This is a genomic window from bacterium, from assembly GCA_028820935.1.
Taxonomy (GTDB): domain Bacteria; phylum Actinomycetota; class Acidimicrobiia; order Spongiisociales; family Spongiisociaceae; genus Spongiisocius.
On the sequence record JAPPHZ010000031.1, the window covers coordinates 117,756 to 142,285 of the forward strand.

Annotated in this window: 22 protein-coding genes; 7 read left to right on the plus strand and 15 right to left on the minus strand. The window is 67.3% G+C overall.

Going from position 1 to position 24,530, the window contains the following annotated elements; translation table 11 throughout:
- Positions 1 to 63 precede the first annotated feature (63 nt).
- Entirely contained in the window at positions 64 to 1,215 is a 1,152-nt protein-coding gene (locus OXM57_08930) for an MFS transporter (GenBank protein MDE0352804.1), read from the minus strand.
- A 145-nt stretch (positions 1,216 to 1,360) separates the two neighbouring features.
- On the opposite strand from OXM57_08930, the gene OXM57_08935 reads away from it, so the two are divergent.
- Positions 1,361 to 2,161 (plus strand): phytanoyl-CoA dioxygenase family protein, encoded by an 801-nt coding sequence (locus OXM57_08935; protein MDE0352805.1) that lies wholly within the window; start codon positions 1,361 to 1,363, stop codon positions 2,159 to 2,161.
- A 95-nt stretch (positions 2,162 to 2,256) separates the two neighbouring features.
- Here OXM57_08935 and OXM57_08940 read toward each other — a convergent pair whose 3' ends face one another.
- Genes OXM57_08940 through OXM57_08950 form a run of 3 tightly spaced genes read right to left on the minus strand, consistent with a single transcriptional unit; the run spans position 2,257 to position 5,383 of the window.
- Positions 2,257 to 3,057: a DUF108 domain-containing protein gene (locus OXM57_08940; protein MDE0352806.1), complete on the minus strand. Its 801-nt coding sequence runs from the start codon at positions 3,055 to 3,057 to the stop codon at positions 2,257 to 2,259.
- A gap of 21 nt (positions 3,058 to 3,078) precedes the next feature.
- Complete coding sequence (locus tag OXM57_08945; protein ID MDE0352807.1) at positions 3,079 to 4,053, minus strand: threonine/serine dehydratase; 975 nt, start codon at positions 4,051 to 4,053, stop codon at positions 3,079 to 3,081.
- Positions 4,040 to 5,383, minus strand: coding sequence for an aminotransferase class III-fold pyridoxal phosphate-dependent enzyme (locus tag OXM57_08950; protein MDE0352808.1), 1,344 nt, complete (start codon positions 5,381 to 5,383; stop codon positions 4,040 to 4,042). The genes OXM57_08945 and OXM57_08950 overlap by 14 nt, the downstream gene beginning before the upstream one ends.
- Positions 5,384 to 5,535: 152 nt before the next feature.
- On the opposite strand from OXM57_08950, the gene OXM57_08955 reads away from it, so the two are divergent.
- Positions 5,536 to 6,900, plus strand: coding sequence for a glutamine synthetase family protein (locus OXM57_08955; GenBank protein MDE0352809.1), 1,365 nt, complete (start codon positions 5,536 to 5,538; stop codon positions 6,898 to 6,900).
- Positions 6,901 to 6,940: 40 nt separating this feature from the next.
- Here OXM57_08955 and OXM57_08960 read toward each other — a convergent pair whose 3' ends face one another.
- A complete protein-coding gene (locus OXM57_08960; protein ID MDE0352810.1) occupies positions 6,941 to 7,375 on the minus strand; it encodes an SRPBCC family protein in 435 nt (144 codons plus the stop codon).
- A gap of 62 nt (positions 7,376 to 7,437) precedes the next feature.
- Between OXM57_08960 and OXM57_08965 the strand changes: the two genes are divergently transcribed.
- On the plus strand, positions 7,438 to 8,736 hold the full coding sequence (locus tag OXM57_08965; GenBank protein MDE0352811.1) for an amidohydrolase family protein: 1,299 nt from the start codon (positions 7,438 to 7,440) through the stop codon (positions 8,734 to 8,736).
- On the opposite strand, the gene OXM57_08970 is transcribed toward OXM57_08965, so the two are convergent.
- The 5 genes from OXM57_08970 to OXM57_08990 all read right to left on the minus strand — a co-directional run bounded on the left by OXM57_08970 (position 8,683) and on the right by OXM57_08990 (position 14,133).
- Positions 8,683 to 9,663, minus strand: coding sequence for an amidohydrolase family protein (locus OXM57_08970; GenBank protein ID MDE0352812.1), 981 nt, complete (start codon positions 9,661 to 9,663; stop codon positions 8,683 to 8,685). The genes OXM57_08965 and OXM57_08970 overlap by 54 nt on opposite strands.
- 36 nt (positions 9,664 to 9,699) lie before the next feature.
- Entirely contained in the window at positions 9,700 to 11,205 is a 1,506-nt protein-coding gene (locus OXM57_08975; GenBank protein MDE0352813.1) for an amidohydrolase, read from the minus strand.
- Positions 11,206 to 11,301: 96 nt separating this feature from the next.
- A complete protein-coding gene (locus OXM57_08980) occupies positions 11,302 to 12,375 on the minus strand; it encodes an ABC transporter substrate-binding protein (GenBank protein MDE0352814.1) in 1,074 nt (357 codons plus the stop codon).
- Between the two features lie 58 nt (positions 12,376 to 12,433).
- Positions 12,434 to 13,306, minus strand: a complete 873-nt coding sequence (locus OXM57_08985) for an ABC transporter permease (GenBank protein MDE0352815.1) — start codon at positions 13,304 to 13,306, stop codon at positions 12,434 to 12,436.
- Positions 13,307 to 13,326: 20 nt separating this feature from the next.
- Positions 13,327 to 14,133 carry an ABC transporter ATP-binding protein gene (locus OXM57_08990; GenBank protein ID MDE0352816.1) on the minus strand — a complete coding sequence of 269 codons (807 nt, stop codon included), beginning with the start codon at positions 14,131 to 14,133 and terminating at the stop codon, positions 13,327 to 13,329.
- 95 nt (positions 14,134 to 14,228) lie between these two features.
- On the opposite strand from OXM57_08990, the gene OXM57_08995 reads away from it, so the two are divergent.
- Positions 14,229 to 15,266 carry an alcohol dehydrogenase catalytic domain-containing protein gene (locus OXM57_08995; protein MDE0352817.1) on the plus strand — a complete coding sequence of 346 codons (1,038 nt, stop codon included), beginning with the start codon at positions 14,229 to 14,231 and terminating at the stop codon, positions 15,264 to 15,266.
- Positions 15,267 to 15,327: 61 nt separating this feature from the next.
- Here the strand turns inward: OXM57_08995 and OXM57_09000 are convergent, their stop codons facing one another.
- The 3 genes from OXM57_09000 to OXM57_09010 form a co-directional block, all read right to left on the minus strand.
- A complete protein-coding gene (locus OXM57_09000) occupies positions 15,328 to 16,494 on the minus strand; it encodes an adenosylhomocysteinase (protein MDE0352818.1) in 1,167 nt (388 codons plus the stop codon).
- An 88-nt stretch (positions 16,495 to 16,582) separates the two neighbouring features.
- A complete protein-coding gene (locus OXM57_09005; GenBank protein ID MDE0352819.1) occupies positions 16,583 to 17,866 on the minus strand; it encodes a DUF4143 domain-containing protein in 1,284 nt (427 codons plus the stop codon).
- Positions 17,867 to 17,993: 127 nt separating this feature from the next.
- Entirely contained in the window at positions 17,994 to 18,368 is a 375-nt protein-coding gene (locus OXM57_09010; protein MDE0352820.1) for a Rid family detoxifying hydrolase, read from the minus strand.
- A 177-nt stretch (positions 18,369 to 18,545) separates the two neighbouring features.
- On the opposite strand from OXM57_09010, the gene OXM57_09015 reads away from it, so the two are divergent.
- On the plus strand, positions 18,546 to 18,905 hold the full coding sequence (locus OXM57_09015) for a PaREP1 family protein (protein MDE0352821.1): 360 nt from the start codon (positions 18,546 to 18,548) through the stop codon (positions 18,903 to 18,905).
- On the opposite strand, the gene hutH is transcribed toward OXM57_09015, so the two are convergent.
- Entirely contained in the window at positions 18,902 to 20,428 is a 1,527-nt protein-coding gene (hutH, locus tag OXM57_09020) for a histidine ammonia-lyase (protein MDE0352822.1), read from the minus strand. The genes OXM57_09015 and hutH overlap by 4 nt on opposite strands.
- On the minus strand, positions 20,425 to 21,183 hold the full coding sequence (locus OXM57_09025; protein ID MDE0352823.1) for a helix-turn-helix domain-containing protein: 759 nt from the start codon (positions 21,181 to 21,183) through the stop codon (positions 20,425 to 20,427). The genes hutH and OXM57_09025 overlap by 4 nt, the downstream gene beginning before the upstream one ends.
- A gap of 108 nt (positions 21,184 to 21,291) precedes the next feature.
- On the opposite strand from OXM57_09025, the gene hutU reads away from it, so the two are divergent.
- Both hutU and OXM57_09035 read left to right on the plus strand, forming a co-directional pair.
- On the plus strand, positions 21,292 to 22,983 hold the full coding sequence (hutU, locus tag OXM57_09030; protein ID MDE0352824.1) for a urocanate hydratase: 1,692 nt from the start codon (positions 21,292 to 21,294) through the stop codon (positions 22,981 to 22,983).
- On the plus strand, positions 22,983 to 24,524 hold the full coding sequence (locus OXM57_09035) for a trimethylamine methyltransferase family protein (GenBank protein MDE0352825.1): 1,542 nt from the start codon (positions 22,983 to 22,985) through the stop codon (positions 24,522 to 24,524). The genes hutU and OXM57_09035 overlap by 1 nt, the downstream gene beginning before the upstream one ends.
- The last annotated feature ends 6 nt before the right edge of the window (positions 24,525 to 24,530 follow it).

Sequence of the window (24,530 nt, forward strand, 5' to 3'; positions counted from 1 at the left end):
TGTGCGGCCGGTTGGGGTCCGGGATGGCCGAAGCGCGCGAACCTGGCCGGAGAGTGGCCACTGTCAGAAGACGTTTTTCCAGCTGTCCCGCTTCGCCAGCACCGCCAACGGTGTGATCGCCAGCACCGCGGCCGCCCCGCAGAACAGGACGGGAGGACCGGCCGCGGCGTATATGGGAGGCCCGACGAGCGCCCCGAAGGAAGCCAGCACCAGACCGCAGGACTCGATGAGGCCCTGGGCCTCGGCGGCCTGACCCCGGGGAGCCACCTTGGCCACGGCCGCCTGGCCGGGCGGCGTCACGAAGGACCAGGAACTCGAGTGCAGGGCACCCACCAGCAGCAATGTGGGTATTCCCGTCACGAACCCGAAGGCGACAATGAGCGGGAGCTCGACCGCGGCGCCTATGAGGGCCAACCGGATCGGGTTGATGCGGTCCGATAGCCGGCCGCTGACAGGGGTGACGAAGACGCTCGGCAGCGCCACCGCCAGGAACCCGAGCCCGATCGCCACCGGCCCGGCGCCCAGATCGGTCATGTAACGGGCCCACAGGGCGTCGAGCATGCCGATCATCAGCCAGGGCGAGGCGGCCAGGAACAGGCCGGGGGCGAGGCCCGGGATCATGGCCAGCCGCCGACGATTCAGCCGCACGGTGGAGCGCCCGTACTCGCCGGGCCTGACCGTCACCAGGAGCGGGAGCAGCAGCACCTCCACCAACGCCGGGAAGAGGAAGGGAAGACCCCGGTGCAGCTCGTGGAGGAAACCGGCCAAGGGAGGACCGAGGAGAAACCCGATCGTCAGCGTCATGGTCAGCGAGGCGAGCGCCTTGCCCTGCCGGTCCGGATCCCAGCTCAGCATCAACCGGCGAGCCGCGACCACGCAGACCCCCTCGGCGAAACCGAGCAGCGCCCGGGCGGCCACCCAGTGCCAAAGCGCCGAGGCGACCACCATCCACAACAGGGCCAGAGCTGCCAAGACTCCCCCGACGGTGATCATCCGCCGTTCCCAACCCCGGTCGGCGAACGACGCCAGCCACAGATGGGCAACCAGGGTGGACGCGAACGATGTGCCGGCGATCAGCCCCAGAGACCAGGTGGGAAACCCGAACCTGTCCTGTATCTCGGCCAGCAGGGAGATGATCACCCCGATCCCCATAGCCTGGGCGCCGATGAAGACGAGCAGCACCAGCCTCGGTAGCCGGTGGGGATCGGGGCGCATTGGGCCAGGCTAGACCACCAGCCTCGATGCGGCCCTGCCGCAGGCGCACCCCGCACCCCGATCGCCAACCGTGAGCGGCGTGGACGTACCGTCGAGTGCCCGTTGATAGAGTTGCGAACGGCAGGCGAGGAGGAACTCGAGGAGCATGAAAGCACTAACCGTGGAGCAGATCGGCGCTTGGGAGCGCAACGGGTTCCTGAAGGTCGAGAACTTCGTGGACGCCGACGAGCTCGCCAACATCCGGAGGATCATGGAGGGCCTCGTCGAACAGGACCCGCCCCACGAGAACACGCTCGTCGATATCGACCCCGTGCTAGCCGATCGGATTGACATTCCCAGGACGGAGAAGTTCCGCGCCCTGATGCATGCCGCCCACGCCAGCCGCGAGCTCCTCGAGACCTACACATTGCGACCCAGGACGCTCGACGTGGTGGAGGACCTGATCGGCCCGGACATCGTCTACTACACCGACCAGACCTTTCTCAAGCCTCCCGGCGGGAGCGGCGCCCCTGCCCACCAGGACAACGGCTACTGGGATGTCTTCTGGTCCGGAAAGGGCAAGCTCTCGGTGTGGTTGGCGCTCGACGACTCCACATTGGAACGAGGATGCACCCAGTTCGTTCCCGGCAGCCACCGCGAAGTCCTGCAACACGACCGGGACTTCAGCAAGGATGCCCTGTTCGGTGGGGCGGTCCCGGACCTGGACCCCGACCAACTCGAGTTCGAGCCGGTGGAACTGAAGGCCGGCGACGCGTGCATCCACCACTGCGAGATCATCCACAGGAGCGGACCGAACGTGTCCGACCACTCGCGACGCGGGCTCGTGACGATCTACTTCAGCGGGCGTTGCACCTACACCGACCAGGCGTCCGAGTGGTTTCCGCACCGCATGATCCCGGCGCGCGGCCACGTGTATCCCGGATGCGTAGGCTGGTACGAAAACTAGTTGCTAGTTGCTAGTTGCTAGTTGCTAGTTGCTAGTTGCTAGTTGCTAGTTGATTACGGTAATACTTGACAACTAACTGGCCACCGGCCATTGAATCAGCAGATCTGTAGGCCTGTCCCCGGACTCTTGGCGCTTACCACGCTGCCCAGGGCGGATATCAGGGTGAATATCCCGCTCACCCCTTTCATCGGACTGACCCGCCTGATCGTCAGATCGGCGGCCTCGCCGCGGGCGATGATCTCGATGTCGGAGGTGTGGGAGTCCGTCACCGCTATCAGTACCGACCGGGTGCGGTCGAACCCGATCCCTCCCAGGGCCAGCGCGGCGTGGGCGTTGACGTTGCGAGGGAACAGCGGGCAGATACCTCTGGTGGGACCGTCGTAGATCACCGTGTCCTCCGTGATTTCCGCACCGGTCAGGGTCGGATGCTCGCTGAAGTCGATGCTGGACGGACTCTTGCGCATCACCATCGTGACCTCGTCCCACTGGTCCCGCCCCTCCGCGAGGGCCTCCAACCCCACCACCGCACCGTGGGGGATGTAGAGCCGGGTGCCGTGGGCTTCGGCAGTCTCCAGTAGCGTGCCCTCCAACGCCGCATCCGCAAGGGCGGTGAGGGACAGGGGCATGTAGTCGGTCTGGCGGAGGAACGCGGCGCCGTGGGCCCTCGTGACCGATGCGTGCGCCAACTCGACCACCAGATCGGGCTCGTGCCGGGCGAAGTCCCCGAGATCCTCCAGAACCAGTTCGGAGGGCAGGTGGGCCACCTTCTCCGGACTGCGGTTATGGACGAACGCCACCTCGAGTCCCAGTTCGGGTCGGGTACTGATCTGCTCGTACACGTAGGAACCGATCAGGCCGTGGCCGACGATGCCGATGCGGGGCCGCGCGAGGCTCATAACTGACGTCCCGGTACCCGTTCAGCCCCCGGCGGTCCCGGCCAGGATCATGTCGAGGACCGAGGGTTGGATGTTGCCGCCCGACGCGATCGCAACGGTGACCCGGCTGTTGTCGACCTGCCCGTCGAGGAAGGCCGCCGCGGCGGTGGCCCCGCCGGGCTCAGCCAGGGTCTTGGTGCGGAACAGGATCGTCCTCACGGACTCGGCGATGGCCTCCTCGCTCACCAGCAGGATGTCATCGAGGTACCTCTGGAGGTAACGGAAGGGCAGTTCCCCCGGCCGCCGGCCCGACAGGGCGTCCGCCATCGAGTGCCAGTTCTCGATGGTCCGCACCTCCCCCGCCTGCCAGGACAGGTAGGCGGCGTTGCCGCCCTCCGGCTGGACACCGAGGACCTCCACGTCCGGGCGGTTCTCCTTGATCGCCACCGCGATGCCCGCGGCCAGCCCCCCACTCGAGATGGGTATCAGGACGGTCTCGACATCGGGAACCTGTTCGAGGATTTCCAGGCCGATCCCGGAGTGGCCGATCGGCACTTCCGGATGCTCGAACGAGTGCAACGCGAGCATCCCCTGCTCCTCAGCCACGCGCTCCACGGTGGGGTCGCGGTCGGCGAATGTGGGGCAGATGACCACTTGGGCTCCGTAGTCCCTGGTGGACTGCACCTTCACGTCAGCCGTGTAGCCGGGCATGACGATGGCGACCGGTGACCCGACCACCGGTCCGGCGTAGGCGAAGGCCTGGGCGAAGTTCCCGGACGAGGACATGACGATCCCCCTCCGGCGGCCCTCGTCGTCGAACGAGCGGAGGATGTGGAAGGCGGCGCGGGCCTTGTACGACCCGGTGACCTGCAGGTGCTCGGCCTTGAGGAAGAGACGCTCCCGGCCCACTTCGGCGGAGGATCGGGCCACCGGGAGGATGGGTGTGACCCGCACGGGCGGCGCCATCCGCTCGTAGGCGTCCACGACCTTGTCGAGGGTGACCTCACCACCGGACATGCTGTTCCTCCAGAACCTGGCGAAGCACCGAGACCCCCTGCTCCAGGTCCGACTCTCCGATGGTCAGCGCCGGGAAGAACACGGTGCAGTCCCCCACCAGGGCGCTCTGCGAGCCGAGCGTGTTCAGCACCACCCCGCGCTCGTACATGGCGGCTGTCACGGATGCGGCCACGTCTGACTCCGGGGGGAACTTCTCACGGCTGTCGCGTGACCGCACGTACTCGACCATCTGCATGAGGCCGATGCCGCGGATCTCGCCCACGAACGGCAGGTCGTCCAGTTCGTCTACGAGCAACGAGCGGAGGAACTCCCCCCGCTTGGCGGCCTGCTCCACCAGGCCTTCCCGCACGATGGCATCGAGCACCGCCACACCCACCGCGCAGGAGATGGGGGCACCGCTGAAGGTGTGGACCTCGGCCATGCGCCGGCTGTTGACCGCTATCTCCTCGACGATCTCGGTCCGGACGAGGGTCGCTCCGAGGGGCACGTAACCGCCGCTCAGCCCCTTAGCCAGGTTGCAGAGATCGGCCACCACCCCGAAGTGATCCATGGCCAGGAACTCGCCGGTGCGACCGGCGCCGGTCACGATCTCATCCGTGATGAGCAGGACCCCGTGACGATCGCAGATCTCGCGCACTCTCGGCCAGTACGAGGCGGGAGGCACGGCCATGCCTGCCGAGGGGGAGACCGGCTCGACCATCACGGCCGATACCGTATGGGGGCCGGTCGCTTCGATCGCGGAGTCCACCGCCGCTGCGGCACGCTCCGCGAGCGTCTCCCCCTCCAGCCCGGCGAAGGGTCCCCGGAAGTTGACCGGCGCGGTCACCTTCACGGTGTGCATGAGGTGCGGATCGTAGGCCCGGTTCACATCCCAGCGGCCCGTCATCGACAGCGCCCCGACCGTGGCCCCGTGATAGCTCGGCGAGAGGGCGATGATCTTGGTCCGCTCCCAGTCCCCGCGGGCCAGGTGGTACTGGCGCGCTATGCGGATGGACAGCTCGTTGGCCTCCGACCCGCCGGAGGTGAACATGACCTTGCCCACCCCTTCCGGAGCCAGATCGGTGAGGTGGGCCGCCAGCAGTTCCTGCTGGTCGTTGGTGACCCGGGAGTTGTGGACGAAGGACAGGGTGCGCGCCTGGGCCGCCATCGCCTCGGCTATCTCCGGCCGGCCCTGCCCTATCCCCGCGGTGGCCGAGATGCCGCTGGACAGGTCCAGATACTGCTTGCCGGAGGAATCCCACAGCTGGAACCCGGAGGCGCGGACCATCGTCGGGTAATCGTCGTCAGGAACGCGGTAGAAAACCGCCGACTCGCGGGGATGTGATGTCACCACCGGCGACTATACCCGCTCGCACTGTGCGCGGGCCATGGCCGCGGGTGCAGCCTGTGACCGGCCGATGCCCGACCACTTATAATCGGCGGCACACGACCAAAGGCCTCCGCCATACCTTGAGCGAGGGGCCGGCCGAGGAGGTTCGGAAGGTGTCCGGGTTCGACCAAATCTTCGACGACTGGGAGTCACAGGGAATCAAGCGGGTGCGGTTCGAACTGCCCGACCTGCACGGGACTTCCCGCACCAAGGTCGTCCCCCTCAAGGCCGCCCGCAGCTTTGCGCGCAAGGGCCTGAACATGTACGGGGGTACCGCGGTACTCGACACCCGCTCGGATGTCGTGCCCGGCAGCCTGTACAACGAGGAGGTGGGGTACGGGGACCAGCTCCTGTTCCCCGACCCATCCACAGCCGCGATCGTGCCGTGGGCCTCCGATACCGCCCGGCTGATCTGCGATGCGCAGTGGTACGACGGCCAGACCCTGGAGGCCACTCCGCGGGCCGTCTACCGGCGGGTGCTCGAGAAGGCCGCCGATATGGGATTCGAGCCGATGACCGGATGCGAGTTCGAGTTCTACCTGCTCGACGGCGAGACCCACGAGCGCCTGTTCGAGGGCTACCACATCTTCAACGTGGTCCGTAACGAGTGGGTACCGACCATCAACCGGATCGTGGACCTGATGCCCGGGGTGGGTATCGACATCATCACCTCCAACTGCGAGTACGCCGGGTCGCAATGGGAGATCAACTTCACCCCCGGCCGGGGCATCAACGGTCCCGACCGGGCATTCACGTTCAAGAACGGCGTCAAGCAGATCGCCTACCAGGACGGCTACCTGGCCACCTTCATGACCAAGCCGTGGGCCGGGCACTCCGGGAACGGATGCCATATCCACATGTCGCTGGTGGACAAGGACACCGGGCAGAACGTCATGGCCGACGAGTCCCACCCCCAGGGTCTCAGCGAGGTGGGCCTCCGGTTCACGGCCGGGCTGATCACCCACGCCAACGCCATCGACGCCCTCCTGGCCCCCACTATCAACTGCCGCCGCCGGCGCCGCACCCACACCTTCAGCCCCACCAACATCTCCTGGGGACTGGAGGATCGGTCGGCTCTGCTGCGCGTGAAGGCGGCCGGTCCTGACGCGACCCGGATCGAGACCCGCTCCCCCAGCGCCTTGATGAACCCCTACCTGGCCAGCGCCGCCATCCTGGCCGCCGGCCTGGACGGGATCGAGAAGGGATTGGAGCCCCCGGCGCCTTCCCGCCAGGGTGTGCCGGCGGAGGAGGACGAGTCGCTCGAGAAGCTCCCCGCCACCCTCGGCGAGGCGCTGGACCACTTCGAGGCCAGCGATGCCACCACCGGATTCTTCGGCCAGGAGTTCAAGGACGCGTTCCTGGCGGTGCGCCGCTACGAACTGGGCCGGTACGCCGCCGAGGAGGACGAGGACCCGGATTCGCAGCGCACGGACGAGATCAGCGGCTGGGAGACCAACGAGTACCTCGAACTGTATTAGTCGGTTGGCAGTTGCCTGGGCCGACCACACTGACCGCCGGCTAGCGGTCTTCGAGGATGGCCTTTAGGCGCTGCAGGTCGGTGCGGAGTTCGCGCTCCATCGAGGTTCGCCGGCTGGGGGTGAGCAAGCCCATCAGACCGGCTGCATCAACTTCCACCTCCAACTCAACGACGGTGGCGCCCATGCCGAACCTCTGCAGCATGTAGCGGTCCCGGCCGCCCCGAACCCCCGAGGTGTACTCCCTGCACAGCCGCGCTTGCGGCTCGAACTCCACTACCTCCCAGCGTACGTCCACGTCCCGGCCCATGAACCTGATCAGGCTCCTACCGGTTGCCCCGATCGCAGACACTCCCGATTCGTCAGGCACGGCGCGAAGGATGCTTGTGCGCCACAACGGCTCGTTCGTAGGGGAGGCGAGGTAGTCGAACACGATGTCCGGATCGCGGTTGATGAACACCTTCCTGGTGACGCGCAATCGAAGCCCTTCGTCACAAACTCCGGGTCACCTAGCCTATCGTGCGGTTAGCGGAGGACCATGTGACAACCGATTCGATACGCATTGAAGCCGAGCTGCTGATCCCGGGACAGGGCGATCCCGTATCCGACGGGTGCGTGGTGATCGATGGTGACACGATTACCTACGCGGGCGGATCAGCGGATGCGCCCGACACTCCGGGCGGTGTGACCTATCAAGTGCCGGTGGTGATGCCGGGGATGTGGGACTGCCACTCCCATTTCTTCGGGACGGAGGCGGCCGATCTCACCCAGCTGGCCACCACTCCCCTGCCGATGCTGTCGGTCCGGGCGGCCCGGGATGCCCGCACCCTGTTGATGGCCGGCTTCACGAGCACCCGCGAGATGGGCGGGCTCGGCGTCCACCTCGGCCGGCTGGTCGACGAGGGAACGCTGGTCGGGCCGAACATCTACGGCGCGGGAGCGGCCCTCGGTCCCACCGCGGGACACAGCGACATCCACTGGATGCCGGAGTCCTGGCGGGACGACCTGGCCGCGTCGGGCGTGGGTTGGGTGGCCGTGTGCGACGGAGTCGAGGAATGTATCAAGGCCGTCCGCCGCCAGATCCGGGTGGGCGCCAAAGTCATCAAGATCAACGCCACGGGCGGCACGATGAGCCACTTCGACCACCCCGACCACCGGCAGTTCAACGACAAGGAGCTGCGGGCCATCGTCGAGGAAGCGGCCATGGCCGAGATGGCGGTCGGGGCCCATTGCCACGGGCTGGCGGGCGTGGCTGCGGCGGCCCGGGCCGGCGTGACCACCATCGAGCACTGCAGCACCCTGGACCAGGAGACCGCCGAGTTGATGCTGGAGATGGGGACCATGGCCGTTCCCACCCGCCACGCCGTCGAGTACCTGGTGTCGCTCAAGGGCCAGATCCCGGACTGGGCGTGGCACGCTCAGGCCAAGGTCGAACGGACCCACGCCGCCGCCATGCGACTCGCCATCGCCTCGGGCATCCCGATCGCCACCGGCGCCGACATCATGGTCAGCGGCGGTCCGTGGGGCACCAACGGGCTGGAACTCTCCGCGCTGGTAAAGGCGGGCATGACCCCCCTCCAGGCGATCGAGGCCGCCACCGCCAACGGCCCGGCCACGCTGGGCCCGAGAGCGCCCAAGACCGGGGTGCTGGCCGAAGGCTACGACGCGGACATCATCGCGGTCGCCTCCAACCCGCTCGACGAGATAACTGTCCTCGGCGACTCCGCCCAGATCACGATGGTCTGGAAGGGAGGCCGGCTCGTGAAGTCGCCCGCTGGTAGTTCCCTACCCCATGCGACCGAGGAGTACCTCGGCGGTGCCGCTCAGGATGCGGTGTAGCTCGTCCTCTGTGAGGCCGGCCTGGTCGGCGGCCTGCCGGACATGGTCGGTGGGACGGTCGAGGATCATGGGAAACGGGTAATCGGTTCCCGCCGCGATCCGGGCCGACTCCACCGCATTCATCAGCAGGGTCAGGGCCCGGGCATCGTGCAGGATGGTGTCGTAGTAGAAGCACTCCAGGATCGAGTCCGGATGGTCGACCGCCCGGTCGAAGCCCGGTGCGTGTCGGGACGCGTGGGCGGCCCGGCCCGCCAGCGTCGGCAGCACGCCGCCGCCATGGGCGAGCAGGACCCGCAGGTCCGGCCACCTGGTGAACGTCCCTGCGAAGTACAGCCGGAGGGCGGCCAGCGTGGTCTCGAAGGGGTTACCGCAGACGTTGCCGAGGAAGTGGGCCTTCAGCCGATCACCTCCCATCACCCGGAAGGGATGGATGAAGAGCAGGGCGCGGAGGGACGCGGCCGCCTCCCACAGGGGCTCCAGACCGGCCACGTCGAGGTCTCTACCCCCGACCTGGGTGGGAATGGCGCCGCCGGCGAAACCGAGCTGCTCGACCGACCTGACGAGCTCACGTGCGGCCGCCTCGCCGTCGACCACCGGCAGCGCCGCCAGAGCACCGAACCGGGGCTCATCCCCTATGTCCTCAGCGCAACTGTCGTTCATGGACCGGCACCACACCGTCGCCGCCTCCGGAGCGAGGTCGTCGCCGGTGACGTCCATCCACGGCGCAAGGATCTGCCTCTCGATGGTCCGCTCCTCCATCCAGCGGAGGCGATCGGTCAGCTCGCTCAGGGGCGGGGGGACCGGACGGGACGGGCCGGACGGGAACAGGAGCGACCGGCCGTCCGGCGCCAGGCCGACCGGCACGCTTCCCGCCGACGCCTCGTGGAGCACCGACGGCGACAGGTAGTGGGCATGCATGTCGATCATGGACATAGCCGAGCGACCCCTATGCAGCCAGGCCGATCAGGAGAGCGACTCGCTGCGCCACGCCACATCACCCCCCACGATGGTCATCACCGGGGCGGTATCCGCCATCTCGTCCGGCGGGAGCCGGCGCGGATCACGAGGAAGGACGGTGAAGTCCGCCAGGTAGCCCTCGGCGATCCTGCCCCGGTCGCCGGACTGCCCGTCCGCCTCGGCGGGCCACGCGGTCATGGTGGCCAGAGCCTCGTCGAAGCCCACGCCCTCCCCGGCGCCCCACACCCGGCCACTCGCATCCAGCCGAGCAGTGGCCGTGGCGACGGCCGCCATGGGTGCGGCGTCCGGGATGACGGGCGTGTCCGAGCTATGGACCGGCTTCAGGCCGGCGTCGATCCAGGTGCGGAGCGGGTACATCGCCGCCAAGCGCTCCTCGCCCAGCGCGGCCAGGAAATCGGGGGCCCGGAAGCGCATAAATGACAGCTGCGGCACCGGGATGATGCGCCCCTTCTGCATGGAACGGACGGCGCTGCCGGAAGTGAGGCAGCAGTGCTCGATCCGGTGCGAGCGGGTCCCGCCCGCCGGTGGATGGGCGGCCAGCAGACCTGCCACCGTCTCCACAGCCGCGTCACCGATGGCATGGATGCTCATCTGCCATCCGATCCGGGCGCCCTTGCGGATCGTTTCCTTCATCTCCCCGAGATCGATATGCATGGTGCCGGACGTGCCGGAATCCGAGTAGGGCTCCAGCATCGCCGCGGTGCGGGGACCGAACGCTCCGTCGGAGAAGACCTTGGCCCCGCCGATGCGGAAGTTGGGGCCCCCGGCGCCCGGACGGAGCCCCAGATCCCCAGCCGCATCCAGCAGCTCGGCCCTGATCATCGACGTGAACCGCAGCCGGAGGGCCCGGCGTTCGCTCATCCGCAGGAAGGCCGTCACCTCCTCACCCCGGTGGGACATGGTGAGCGGGGCGGCATTGGTCACGTAGGCGAAACCGTGGGACAGGAAGTAATCGGTGGCGATCTCGATCGCCTGCTCGTCCTCCTCTTCGGACCAGGGTGGCACCACCGGATCCATCAGGGCCCGAGCGCCGTCGAGCAGCTCACCGGTGGGAACGCCGTGCTCATCCCGGACTATCGCCCCGTCGGGGGGATCGGGAGTGTCCGCACCAATACCGGCCGCGGCGAGGGCGGCGTGGTTGACGACCCGGCGGTGGAAGTCGAAGCTGTCCAGCACCACGCAGCGGCCGCCGGGCAGGTCCAGCTCGGAAGCCGTGGGCGCGCGCCCCTCCGCCAAGCGGGCCGGGTCGTAGCCGCGGCCCTTGATCCACCGGCCGGCCGGGAGTCTGAGGTCGGCGTCCACCACCCTTCCGACGATGTCGCCCACCGAAGAGACATCGGACGGCCAGCACGGAACACCCATCCGGGAGCGCCCGTAGTTGACCGCATGGACATGGCTGTCGGCGAAACCGGGGAAGGCAACTCCCCCGCCGAGGTCGACGACTTCGGCGGTGGCGGCCACCGTGTCCTTTACTTCGTCAAGATCACCCAACCCACGGATCCTCTGACCGCTGACGGCGACCGCCCGGATGGGACGGTCGCCGCCTGCGACAAAAGATGCGTTTGTCAGTATCCGATCAGGAGCCAATCAGCAGTCGGTGTCCAAGTCGTTGGCCTCGTCGACGATCGCCTGCTGGTCGAAATCGTTGATGTCGTCGAGCAGGTCGTCGATCACATACTGGCCCATGTCGATCTGCTGGGAGATCACACCACCCTGGATGAAGATGTTCACGTAAGTGTTCCATCCGGCCGCGTCCAGGAAACCGAACACGTAGTCACCGCCCTCTTGCGGGGCAGTCGTGATCTCGATCACTGCCGCCAGGCCGGCCCGGCCTTCCGCGTCATCGGTGAACTCTTCGGGGATCAGCTCCTTGAGCACGCACACGGCGCCGTCGATGTTGGCGTAAGCCACCAGTTGGCCCTTGGCCGTGGCGCGGCCCAGACCGATCAGCAGCTCGTCGTCATCCTTGTAGTCCTCGGCGGCCAGCAGCCCCTCGGCAGGAAGGGTGTTGAGCGAGGCGGGCGCGATCGACACGGTGTCGAGGCCGGCCGCGTTCATCGAGGCTATGTCGGACTTGGCGGACGAGTAGGCGTCGATCCGTCCATCGTCCAGAGCCGCCTTGACGGTCGGAGCGTTAGTCCCCACCTCGATGATTTCCACATCGTTGTCCGGATCCAGGCCTGCCTCGACCAGCAAGGCCCGCACGAGCGGAACCTCGCCACCGGCCAACTCCGAGATGCCGATCTTGAGACCGGCCAGGCCGGCGATGTTGTTGATCGACGATCCGGCAGGTACCACAACGTCGAACACCTCACCGTAAGCGTACGTGAAGAACGGGTACAGGCCCGCCCCCGCCTCGATAGCAGGCAGCATCGCCCCTGGAACCCCCATTCCCGCCTCGGCGTTGTTGGCCGCCAGGATCTGGGCAACCTCGGATGATCCTCGAGTGCCCTGCAGGCTCACATTGAGGCCCTCATCCTCGTAGTAACCGAGACCTACGGCGATCCAGTAGCCGTAGCCGAACCCACTCGTCGTTGACAAGGCGAGGTTCACATCTCGGAGTTCCTCATCCTCCGCGCATGCAGCCCCGATCATGGCCAGCACGATCGCAAGCGCCAGTACGACCGACCAGGGTCGGCTCCAGCGGGTAGTTGGTTTCATATCCCTTCCTCCTTGTCCGGGCGAGCAGGTGCTCACCACGATTCTATATGGTGGCCCTTTAGGTGGCCTCTTCAAGATCAACATGCCAGAAGAGCAGCTTCCGCTCCAGCCATGCGGCCACCAGGAACAGCGCCAGGCCGATCAGGGCCAGCATCAGCAGGTACGCGAACACATCGTCGCTGCGGAACTGGAAGGCCGCCGTCTCGATCAGGTGGCCGGCCCCCTCGTTGGTGGCGGTCAACTCGCCCACAATGGCACCGATCAATGCGAAGGTGAGAGCCGCCTTGAGCCCGGCAAACACGGTCGGTACAGAGCTCGGGAGCCGTAGATGACGGAAGGTCTGCCAACGGGTGGCTCTGAGAGATCTCATGAGCAGCCCCGCGTTCTCGTCGATCACCGTCAGCCCGGTGATGGTGTTGATCAGGACCGGGAAGAAACAGATCGTGGCTGCCAGCGCGATCTTGGAGGCGATTCCGAAGGCGAACCAGGCGATGAACACCGGCGCCAGGGCCACCCTGGGGGTCGACTGGAACAGGATGATGACCGGGTAGAAGGCCTTCCTGAAGGTCGGCACCAGGGCTACGTAGGTACCCAACAGGAATCCTCCGCCGGCGCCGATGACGAACCCGATGGCCGTCTCCTGGAAGGTGACCCAGAAGTGCCACAGCACGAACCCGGTGCTTATGGCCTCGAAGAAGGCCGGGATTATCTCCGACGGTTTCGACAGCACGATCTCCGGCCAGAACGACAGACGGGTCCCGGTGATCGCCTCCCAACTGCTGAGAAGCTCCCAGATCAGGCAAATGGCGATTACAACCGAACCCGTCAGAAGGATCTGGGACCAGAACCCGCGGAAACGGGAGTCCGAGCCGGAGCCTGGCAGAGACCCGACCCCGAGCGTGTCGGCGTCGGACATGCTGTCGGTAGCCAATCGAGAACTCCTTCCGCTCGCTAGAAGAGACCGAGCACTTCGCGGATGTAGTTGACGGTCTCGGTGTACTCCGCCAACCGTCGGGAGCCCGGAACTCTCGGTCTGGGGAGGTCGACGTCAACCAGATCGAGTATCCGGCCGGGCGTGGTCCCCATCACGGCCACCCGGTCGGAGAGGAACACCGCCTCCCGGATGTTGTGGGTCACGAACACCGTTGTCTTGTGCTCGTGCTCGGCGATACGCGCCAGTTCCGTATTGAGGTGCTCCCTGGTGAACTCGTCCAGAGAACCGAACGGCTCGTCGAGCAGCATCAGGTCCGGATCCGAGACCAGCAGTCGGCACAGGGCCACGCGCTGCTGCATGCCACCGGAGAGCTCCCGCGGGTAGTGCTGCTCGAATCCCTGCAACCGCACCAACTCGACCACGTCCGCGACACGTCGTTCCCCGTCCGGCTCCATCGTGCCCATGATCTCGAGGGGAAGTGAGATGTTGCGGATCACGTTGCGCCACGGGAAGAGGGTCGAGGTCTGGAACATCAGGCCGATCTCCTCGCGCGGCTCCGTTACCTCACTACCTGCGAGGTAGACGCTGCCGGCCGTCGGGCTAAGGAGTCCCGCGATGATCTTGAGGAGAGTGGACTTCCCGCATCCCGACGGCCCCACCAGGGTGAGGAACTCCCCCTGCCGAACGTTCAGCGACACGTCCTGTAGAGCCACCAGCGGCTTTCCGTCCTTCTCGAACACCTTGGTGATGCGATCCACGGCCAGCGCCGCGTAACGGCTCGGGATGTACCTGGCGGACGAGCCGGTACTCGGCTCAGATACCACGCGTCATTCCTCTCGTACCGATGGGGATAGCGATGTGATGCTAGTAGCTCGGTCGCCCGGCCTCCCAAGCCTCGCCATGAGTACGCTTGCAGCTCGTGGCGGTATCCGTTCCTGCGCTGATGAGGGCGGCCGAGCTCGTCGAGGGTGGCATGCTCCGGCTGGCAGAGCGCCAGGTTCCGGGAGTGCCTGACGGCTGGTCGCCGGTCCGGGTGAGGGCGGCCGGAGTGTGCGGGACCGAACTCCATTTCCTGGAGGGGCTAATCGACCCGATGGGCATCCCGCGAGTGCTCGGACACGAGATCGCAGGGGAGGTCATGGGCGCTCGGGCGAGATCACCTGGCTCGCGGGCGGCGGTCTACAACGTGATGAACTGCGGCTCGTGCCGCTACTGCAACACGAACCGGGACCGGCTCTGCACGCGTTCGGGGGGAATGATCGGATTCACCGCCGACGGCGGCTTTGCCGAGTACGTGATCGTCCCGGAGGGGAACCTGGTTCCCCTGCCCGACACCGTCCCCTTCGAGGCGGGCGCGGTGCTGGCCTGTAGCGGGATGAGCGCCGTCCATGCGGTCCGGCTGGCGGGAATCGGGACAGGGGATCCGGTGGTGGTCAACGGCATCGGAGGGGTCGGCCTGATGCTCACCCAGGTGGCGGCCCTGGCCGGCGCCACCGTGCTGGCGGTGGCGGACGACACAGCCAAGCTGGAGCTGGCACAGGACCTCGGCGCCCGGGCCGGCCTGGTGATCGACGATCCGGAAGGCTACGAGGCTCTTCCGCCGGAGGCGGCCCGGATGCTTGGTCGCGCGCCTGACGTGTTCTTCGAGACCGTCGGAACCAGGGAAACGATGAGAGCCGGGTTCGGCTGCCTCGCTCCGGGCGGTTCCTTCGTCCAGATCGGATACACCCACCAGCCCCTGGACATCCACCCAGGAGCTCTCATCAAGAACGAACTCCGCATCCTCACGTCTGCGGCCGGCTCCAAGAGCGACCTGGAAACAGCCATCACGCTGGCCGCACAAGGCCTGCTGAAGACCGTTATCGCCACCCGGACCAACCTTGACGGACTGGAGGCTGCCATCCTCAGCCTGAAGGACCGCCGCGTACTGGGCAGGAACGTGGTGACGTTCGCATGACCCGTCTTCAATGCGCGTTGGTCCGTCAGCCGTCGGAGTCCCGAGTCAACCGGGGCGGTGGTCAGGCCGGGGTCTGGCCCATGGATTCGAGCATGGCGGTGGCGGTCTGTTCGTTGATCTGCCGCGGCACCGGCTGCGGGCCGGGCCGGAAGTCGCCGGCGGAGGTGGCCAGGACAGCCAGCGACCGGGCCTGCAGGGTGAGCCCGAGATCCATGGCCTCGATGGGGTTCCCAATACCCCCGGCGGCGACCAGGTTGACGATCCGGCCCTTGGCCAGCAAGAACACGGTACGGCCGCCGGGCAACTCGTGAGCGAATAGCGACGGGGCCACCCGCTCGCCGGGAGCCTCCCGCTCCAGGCGGCCCACATCGATCTCGGCGTCGGTGTGGCCGGCATTGGCCAGAAGAACTCCGTCGCGCATGGTCTCGATCAATTCGTAACCCACCACCCGCTCGCGCCCGGTGGCGGTTATGACCACATCGGCGGTCCGGACCGCCCCGTCCGCGCCGGCCACGTCGAAACCGTCCATGGCTGCCTCCAGCGCCTTGACCGGATCGGGCTCCACCGCTACTACATCGGCGCCCCGGCGGCGGGCATAGAGCGCGATGCCGCGGCCACACCATCCGTAGCCGAACACCACCACCCGCTTCTTGTGCAGGGAGATATTGGTGGCGCGGACGATGGCGTCCACCACGGATTCCCCCACCCCATGCTTGTTCTCCACGATCGCCTTCAACGGGCTGTCGTTGATCACAATGACCGGGAACCTCACCTTCCCGGCCAATCCCTCCCGCAGGCGGAAGGCCCCCGACGTGGTCTCTTCGGTAGCCCCCCTGGGCGTCCGGCCGGCGCGGACGCACGCCTCGATCAACTCGGCGCCGTTGTCCAGCACCAGATCGGGCTCGGCCGCGGCGATCCGGCCGAGGTGATCCCGGACCGCGCCCTCACCGTCGCCGGGACGGTCGAGCACCTCACAACCCCGATCGGCCAGGGCCTCGGCAGTGCCGAACTGGGTGGTGCCCTCGTTGCCCATCGCGACCACGCGGGCACCGCCGGCCAGCAACCCCTCGACCAGCACCGCCGTCTTGGGCTCCAGATGGAGGCGGAAGCCGATCGTCAGCCCGTCGAACACCCGCCGCCGCGCCAGTTCGGCCAGAGCCGCTCCCAGCACCGGCATGCGCCTCCTGGCCCAAGCGATCCGCCCCTCGGCAACCGCCCAGTCGCTCACCACCCCACACACTCCTCCCGTGAGCACTCCCAGCGGGGGTGGATCTGTTCTCTGAGCCACCACCGCGAGCGTACAGAACCTGTGATGGTCATGGTCCCAGACACGCCAAAGGTACAACCGCCACACCGTCAGGACGTTTGAAGCAGTAGCGGCCGCCCGTGATGACCACCAACCCGGCGAGCGTCGCCGCCCGTTCCTTCGACACACGGTCTCTCAGCTTCAGCAGCGCCTCCGCGGCCTTCTCGATTGTCGAAGTACCTCCGAGCTTTGCCTCTGCGGCGATCCACCGGCCGTCCCCGGTTTCGATGATCGCGTCGGCCTCCAATCCGTAGGTGTCCCGGTAGTGGTAGACGTTGGCATCGTTGGCCTGGGCGTAAATACGCAGATCGCGGACGACCATGGACTCGAAGAGGAAACCGAAGGCGGCCAGGTCACTCAAGTACTGTTCCGGGCCGACTCCGAGCGCCGCCGGCGCCAGGGACGGATCGACGAAGTGGCGTTTCGGCGAGCGGATCAGGCTCGTCCGTGACCTGAGATGCGTATTCCAGGCTGGTAGGTCGTCAACGACGAACAAGCGGCTCAGCGCATCCAGATAGATCTTGACCGTGGTACGGCCCACCCGAACGTCCCCGCCCGTCTCTGAAGCCAGCTTCCGGCACCCCGCAGTGGTCGCCACGTTGCGTGCGAGTGACCGCAGCAGGCGCATGACTCCTGTGGGACTGCGGCTGATGCCGTCCACTGCCGAGATATCGACTCGGCATATGTCGCTCAGGTAATCACGAGTGAAACGACGGGCTTCCGTGATCGGCGCGCCGATCAGCCGAGGCCAGCCACCCCTACATGCCGCCTCGACGAGGGTTGGGATGTTGACGGGTGATTCCGCTGCGGCAAATGCCTGACTCTCCAGCAACCCACCTAGGGACACGACCGGTTCGGCTGTCCCGCTCTCTGTTAGTGACATCGGGCGCATGCGGACGCGACTCACCCGACCGGCGCCCGAGTGGCGCGTAAGTTCGTCAGCCGGAACTGCGGACCCGGTCAAAATGAACTGGCCGGGCCGACCGCGACGATCACATTCGACGCGCATCAGGTGCCACAACTCGGGGACACGCTGCCACTCGTCGAGCAGGCGTGGCGTTACGCCATCGAGCAACAGCTCCGGAACCTGGGAGGCGATGTCCCAGAGATCGGGACGTTCCTCCAGCAGGATCTCGCTGTGGGCGAAGCGCTGACCGGTCCACGTCTTGCCACATCCCTTGGGGCCTTCGATCAGCACTGCTCCCGCGGAGCCCAGCGCCACCGGAACCTCGGCGTCCACGATCCGATCCAGATACATCCGCTCGGGAGTCGCGGAGCCTGGATCTCTCAGCATTCGTCACCCTCTAACGAGGAGCCCACAATCGATCCTACACTAATCGGAGTATCTATCCTACACTTTTCAGGATAATGGGATGGCAATTGCTAGGGTGTTCAACCTACATAGATCAGTTTCGCGGACCCTACGGGATGACGGCTACGAGGTCGATCTCGACCATGATGCCGTGGAGGTTGCTGCCCACGGTGGTGCGGACCGGCTTGGGATCACCGAAGCGCCGCTCGTACACCCGGTTGAACGCTGCGAAGTCACCAAGGTCCTGTAGATGCACCGTCGCCTTGACGGCATGGTCGAGGCTGGTGCCCGCCTCCTCCAAAACCGCGCTCAGGTTGTCGATGGTCAGCTCCGTCTGCTCCTCGATCGTGTCGCCGACGATCTGGCCTGTATCCGGGTGGATCGGTCCCATCCCTGCTGTGAATACAAGACTGCCGACCCGCATGCCCTGCGAGTACGGACCCAAGGGCGCTGACGCGGCATCGGTGCGGATTTCTTCTTTCATTTCAGTACCGTCACTCCAAGAGGCTGTTACCCATGATCCACCGGACTCCCACAAGGACTCATGTCCCCGCTCGGCGCAGCTTCACCGGCGAGAGACTAATCCCGCATGCTTGGAGCCAACCCGCCGGGGTGCGACATACCTCTTCCATTGACCTCACAATCACGATATGGTGTCCCCATGACCACTAAGACACGGTACTACAACACGACAGGACGGGAATTCCTCACCAAGGCCCGAACCCATCTGGCCGACGACGACCTGTTGCAGGCCTCGGAGAAGGGCTGGGGTGCTGCTGCCCAGATGGTCAAGAGCATCGCTGAGGCCAGAGGTTGGCCCCACAACGGCCATCACGAGCTCTGGCGCGCGGTCAACCGCCTCGTGGACGAGACCGGAGACCCGGACATACGGACCGCCTTTGGCCTAGCAGGCACTTTGCACACCAATTTCTACGAAGGCTGGCTGCCCCGCGAGAACGTCGAGGACTACCTCGCCCAGGTCGACGGACTGGTCTCCAAGCTGGAGGGTCTTACTCCCTAGCCGAGCGGGCCCGTCGCAGCCTCTACTGCCTCCACGAGGGCCTCCTCCGACAGAAGCTCCTCGGCTTCCCGGAGCTCAGGCGACAGTATGCGATCGGGGCCCGCTCCCGACACGCGGCTTCTCAGGAGCCGGACTGCGGCCGCGGTGCCGACCCCCGGTTCGAGCGGCGCTCGCAGGTCGACGGAACGCGCCGCCGTGACCCACTCGACGGCGAGGATCCGGCGCAGGTTCGCAATGACCACGCGGAGCTTGCGGGCCGCGGACCATCCCATCGACACGTGGTCCTCCTGCATGGCGGAGGTGGGATAGGAGTCGACCGAGGCGGGGGCGGCGAGGCGGCGGTTCTCGGCGCACATGGCGGCCACGGTGTACTGGCCGATCATGAGGCCGCTGTCGACACCGGGATCGTCGGCGAGGAACGGCGGGAGTCCGTGGGAACGGTTGTGATCGAGCAGCCGGTCGAGCCGTCTCTCGGCGATCGCGCCCACCTCGGCCAGGGCGACGGCCAGGTAGTCGGCTGCTAGAGCGACCGGCGCTCCGTGGAAGTTGCCGCAGGACTCGACGCGGCCGTCGGGAAGGACCATCGGGTTGTCGATGGCCGAGGCAAGCTCGCGGTCGGTCACCTCCTTCACGAAGGCCAGAGTGTCTCGGGCCGCGCCGTGGACCTGGGGCGTGCACCGGATCGAGTAGGCGTCCTGGACCCGCAGGTCGTCGTGGCGGTGGCTGGCCACGATCGGTGACCCGGCCAGGACGGCCCGGAGATTGGCGGCGCTGGCAGCCTGGCCCGGATGCGGCCTCAACGCCTGGAGGTCGGCCGCGTACGCGCGGTCGGTCGCCAGGAGACCCTCGACGCTGAGCGCCGCCACGATGTCGGCGACGGTCAGCATGTACGAGGCATCATGGACCGCCAGGCACAGCGTCCCCAGGATCCCGTCGGTTCCGTTGGTCAGCGCAAGGCCCTCCTTCTCCGCCAGCACCAACGGCTCGATCCCATGTCGGGCGAGAACCTCGGCGGCACCCTCAACCCCTTGTTCGGTCACCACCTCGCCCTCACCGATGAGACCCAGACCGACGTGAGCCAGCGGAGCCAGGTCCCCGCTGGCCCCCAGCGAGCCGTGCTCGGGCACCATGGGCACGATCCCGGCGTTCAGCAGGCGTACCAACCCCTCGGCGACCACCGGCCTAGCGCCCGAATACCCGAGCGCCAGGGTCCGCGCCCGCAGGAACATCATGGCCCGGACCACTTCGGCCTCCACGGGCGGCCCCATGCCCGCGGCATGGGAACGGATCAGCGAGCGCTGCAGGTCGGCCCTCCGTGCCGCCGGGATCGTGGTGGTCGCAAGGGCGCCGAAGCCGGTGGTGATCCCGTAGACCGGGTCACCTTCGGCGAGGTGCTCCACTACGGAGCGCGCGGCCCTCATGCGCTCCAGGGCGCCGTCCGTGAGCCGGACTCTCTCGCCTCGGCGGGCAACCCCGACCACATCCGGGACCGTTACACCGGTACCCTCGAGCGGCACGGTCATCCCGGCACCGCCAATCGCGGGAAGAGCGCCAGGGAGGTCACTCGGGCCGCATTCACCACGGCCTCGGCGGTCAGGTCCAGGCGCTCCCCCACCAACCGCTCTGCCGGTCCCAGGACCGAGAAGGCGCCCACGACCCCCACCGATCCGTGGATGGGCGCCACCACCGCGGTCACATCGGGTTCGATGGCCCCCATGTTGAAGAACGGGACGGGGGGCCGGCCGGGATTCGTCACCTCGGTCGCCAGCGCCTCCCCTAGCGCCGTTCCTTCCATGGGCACCGACCTACCCACCCATCCGACGTGGCGGATCGCTCTGCGACTCTCCACCGTGGCTATGTAAACGGCCTCGCTTCCATCCCTGACCGCCAGGTACGCGGACTCCTCGGTTACCTCGGCCAGACGCTGCAGGGCCGGTTGGGCCGCCGCCGTGAGCCGGGCGTAGGGGCCCGACTGGAAGGCGGCCAGCGCGACCCGTACGAAGCTCGGCCCCACCGAGTACCTGCCGAGGTCGTCCCGGACCAGGTAGCCGCGGGCGGTCAGGACCCGCAGGTGGCGCAGGGCCGTGCTCACCGGTATGCCGGTCGCCTCGGCCGCTTCGGTCAAACCGACCGCCCCTCCGGTCACGACCGTATCGAGCAGGCTCAGGACTCTCTCCGCCGAGCGTGACGCATGAAGCGTCGATCCGGATCCGCGCGAGGACCGAGCGGGGGTCGCGGCCACCCGATCCTGAGACCCTGCTGCTTGCCCGAGTTTCATTATCTGAAATCGCTTTCTGTTCATTGACAGGATAGGGCCGGATCAGGTATTATTCAAGGAGCAGTTCGCCCTGCGAGAACTTATCCCTGCGGATCGGCGAGGTCTGCGATGACGGCAAAGAGGAACCCCGCTTCGGGCCCGCCGGTGGGAGGTGTCCGCGCTCCTACCGGAACCGGTCTGACCTGTCGCGGCTGGCCGCAGGAAGCAGCCTTCCGCATGCTGCAGAACAACCTCGACCCCGGGGTGGCGGAACGTCCGGACGACCTGGTGGTGTACGGGGGTACCGGACGGGCCGCCCGGTCATGGGACGCCTACCGCGCCATGATCCGCACGCTCACCACCCTCGCCCACGACGAGACGATGCTCGTCCAGTCGGGCAAACCGGTCGGAGTCCTCCGCACCCATGAATGGGCGCCCCGGGTGCTGATCGCCAACTCCAACCTCGTTCCCGACTGGGCACACTGGGACGAGTTCCGCCGCTTGGAACACCTCGGGTTGACGATGTTCGGGCAGATGACGGCCGGCTCCTGGATATACATCGGGACCCAGGGCATCCTGCAGGGCACCTACGAGTGTTTCGCGGCCATCGCCCGGAAGCGGTTCGGGGGCACCCTGGCCGGCACCCTCACCATTACGTCCGGTCTGGGGGGAATGGGCGGCGCCCAACCCCTGGCGATCACCATGAACGGCGGGGTAGCCCTTTGCATAGAGGTAGACCCCGACCGGGCACGGCGCCGTGTCGAGACCCGTTACCTGGACGTGGTCGCCGACGGCTACACCGACGCCCTCCGCCGCTGCGCGGAGGCGGTGGCGGCCCGCCGGCCGCTCTCGGTGGGGCTGGTCGGCAACGCGGCGGAACTCCTGCCCGGCCTCCTGGAGGACGGAGTCGCCGCCGACATCGTGACCGATCAGACGCCGGCCCACGATCCGCTGGCCTACATCCCCGACGGCCTGTCATTGGAGGAGGCCGACGACCTCCGGGAGGCCAAACCGGACGAGTACACCACCCGGTCTCGAGCCGCGATGGCGAGTCATGTCGAGGCCATGGTCGGATTCCTCGACGCCGGCGCGGAGGTATTCGACTACGGCAACAGCCTACGGGCGGAAGCGGAGCTGGGCGGGTACGACCGGGCGTTCGCCTATCCGGGATTCCTGCCCGCCTACATCCGCCCCCTGTTCTGCGAGGGCAAGGGACCGTTCCGCTGGGTGGCCCTATCCGGCGACCCGGCCGACATCGCGGCCACCGACCGGGCCGTACTCGAGGAGTTCCCCGACGACGAGGGCCTGCGGCGCTGGATCACGCTGGCCGGGGAAAGGGTCGCCTTCCAGGGGCTTCCCGCCCGGATCTGCTGGCTGGGCTACGGCGAGCGCCACCGGCTGGGACTGCGGTTCAACGACATGGTGCGGTCGGGAGAACTGAAGGCGCCCATCGTGATCGGGCGGGATCACCTCGACTCCGGATCGGTCGCCTCGCCGTACCGCGAGACCGAGGACATGGCGGACGGCAGCGACGCCATCGCCGACTGGCCTCTCCTCAACGCGCTGGTCAACACAGCGTCCGGGGCATCCTGGGTCAGCATCCATCATGGAGGAGGGGTGGGAATCGGCCGCTCTATCCATGCCGGCCAGGTGTGCCTGGCCGACGGCACCGATCTGGGGGCACGAAAGCTGGAACGCGTGCTGCTCAACGATCCGGCCACCGGCGTCATCAGGCACGCGGACGCCGGTTACGGACTGGCCACCCGAGTTGCCGCCGATCGGGGGGTACGCATCCCGATGGCGGAGACGGGTGACGCGTAATGGCAGCAAGACGTGGCCGCGGCGGGCGCCGCGCCCGCATCGCTGACCGCGGTCCGGCTAACCCCCAGCTTCCGTTCCGGCAGCCGAGGCTCCACTGGCAGCCGGTCCGGGCCATTCCGGACGACCGCGTCGAAGCCATCCACGAGGCGTCCCTGAAAGTACTGCGCGACGTGGGGATGGACATGCTGCACCTCGAGGCCCGGACGCTTCTAGGCCGGGAGGGAGCGGATGTCGATCCCGACTCGGCGCGGGTGCGTGTCGATCCCGAGATGGTCACCGAGTTGGTCGGCCACGCCCCGTCCGGGTTCACCCTCCACGCCCGCAACCCGGGGCGCCATGTCCACCTCGGCGGGAACCACTTGGCGTTCACCGCCGTGGCCAGCCCGCCCAACGTGTCCGGTCTCGGCCGGGACCGGCGCACCGGAAACCGGGACGACTTCAGGCAACTCGTGCGGCTGAGCCAGCACCTGAACGTAGTACACCTGCACGGCGGGTACCCGGTGGAACCCACCGATCTCCATCCCTCGGTCCGCCACCTCCACGCCACCCATGATCTGCTCACGCTCAGCGACAAAGCCTTCCACACCTACAGTCTCGGACGGCAGCGGACCCTCGACACGATCGAGATGGCCCGGATCGCCCGGGGGATAACCGAGGACGACCTCGAGGCCCAGCCTTCGCTGTTCACGGTGGTCAACACCTCTTCGCCGCTACGGCTCGACACCCCGATGATCGAGGGGATCCTCGAGATGTCGGCCCGGAACCAGCCGGTTGTGGTCACTCCTTTCACGCTGGCGGGCGCGATGGCGCCGGTGACGATCGCCGGAGCCCTGGTCCAGCAGAACGCGGAGGCCCTGGCCGGCATCGCCCTCACCCAAGCCGTCCGGCGGGGTGCGCCGGTCGTCTACGGTGGGTTCACCTCCAACGTGGACATGCAGTCGGGCGCTCCCGCCTTCGGGACCCCCGAATACGTACAGGCCGCGCTGGTAGGGGGTCAGCTGGCGCGCCGCTACGGCCTTCCGTACCGGTCGTCCAACGCCAACGCCTCCAACGCTGTCGACATCCAGGCCGCCTACGAGAGCATGTTCTCGCTGTGGGGAGCGGTGATGGGCGGCGCCAACCTGGTGATGCACGCGGCCGGGTGGCTCGAGGGCGGCCTGCGGGCTTCCTACGAGAAGATGGTGCTCGACGCCGACCTGCTGCAGATGATCTGCGCCACGCTCGAGCCGCCGACGACCGATGACGGTGCGCTGGCCCTCGAGGCCATCGCCGATGTCGGACCGGGCGGCCACTTCTTCGGTACCGCTCATACCCGGGCCCGCTACCGCGACGCGTTCCACAACCCCCTCCTCTCCGACTGGAGCAACTTCGAGGCCTGGGACGAGGCCGGACGGCCCGATCCCGCCCAACGGACCGAGACCCTGGCCAGGGAGTTGCTGGACGCCTACGAGCCGCCTTCGATGGACCCCGCGGTCCGCGAGGAACTCGATGATTTCGTCGCCCGCCGAGCCCGCGAGGGCGGCGTGGCGACCGATTATTGAAGGGAG

Bases quoted from the DNA above. Each gene is read 5' to 3' on its own strand.
- OXM57_08930 (MDE0352804.1), bottom strand. From the start codon at position 1,215: ATGCGCCCCGATCCCCACCGGCTACCGAGGCTGGTGCTGCTCGTCTTC.
- OXM57_08935 (MDE0352805.1), top strand. From the start codon at position 1,361: ATGAAAGCACTAACCGTGGAGCAGATCGGCGCTTGGGAGCGCAACGGG.
- OXM57_08940 (MDE0352806.1), bottom strand. From the start codon at position 3,057: ATGAGCCTCGCGCGGCCCCGCATCGGCATCGTCGGCCACGGCCTGATC.
- OXM57_08945 (MDE0352807.1), bottom strand. From the start codon at position 4,053: ATGTCCGGTGGTGAGGTCACCCTCGACAAGGTCGTGGACGCCTACGAG.
- OXM57_08970 (MDE0352812.1), bottom strand. From the start codon at position 9,663: ATGATCGACATGCATGCCCACTACCTGTCGCCGTCGGTGCTCCACGAG.
- OXM57_08980 (MDE0352814.1), bottom strand. From the start codon at position 12,375: ATGAAACCAACTACCCGCTGGAGCCGACCCTGGTCGGTCGTACTGGCG.
- OXM57_09005 (MDE0352819.1), bottom strand. From the start codon at position 17,866: ATGCTGAGAGATCCAGGCTCCGCGACTCCCGAGCGGATGTATCTGGAT.
- OXM57_09010 (MDE0352820.1), bottom strand. From the start codon at position 18,368: ATGAAAGAAGAAATCCGCACCGATGCCGCGTCAGCGCCCTTGGGTCCG.
- OXM57_09015 (MDE0352821.1), top strand. From the start codon at position 18,546: ATGACCACTAAGACACGGTACTACAACACGACAGGACGGGAATTCCTC.
- hutH (MDE0352822.1), bottom strand. From the start codon at position 20,428: ATGACCGTGCCGCTCGAGGGTACCGGTGTAACGGTCCCGGATGTGGTC.
- OXM57_09025 (MDE0352823.1), bottom strand. From the start codon at position 21,183: ATGAAACTCGGGCAAGCAGCAGGGTCTCAGGATCGGGTGGCCGCGACC.
- hutU (MDE0352824.1), top strand. From the start codon at position 21,292: ATGACGGCAAAGAGGAACCCCGCTTCGGGCCCGCCGGTGGGAGGTGTC.
- OXM57_09035 (MDE0352825.1), top strand. From the start codon at position 22,983: ATGGCAGCAAGACGTGGCCGCGGCGGGCGCCGCGCCCGCATCGCTGAC.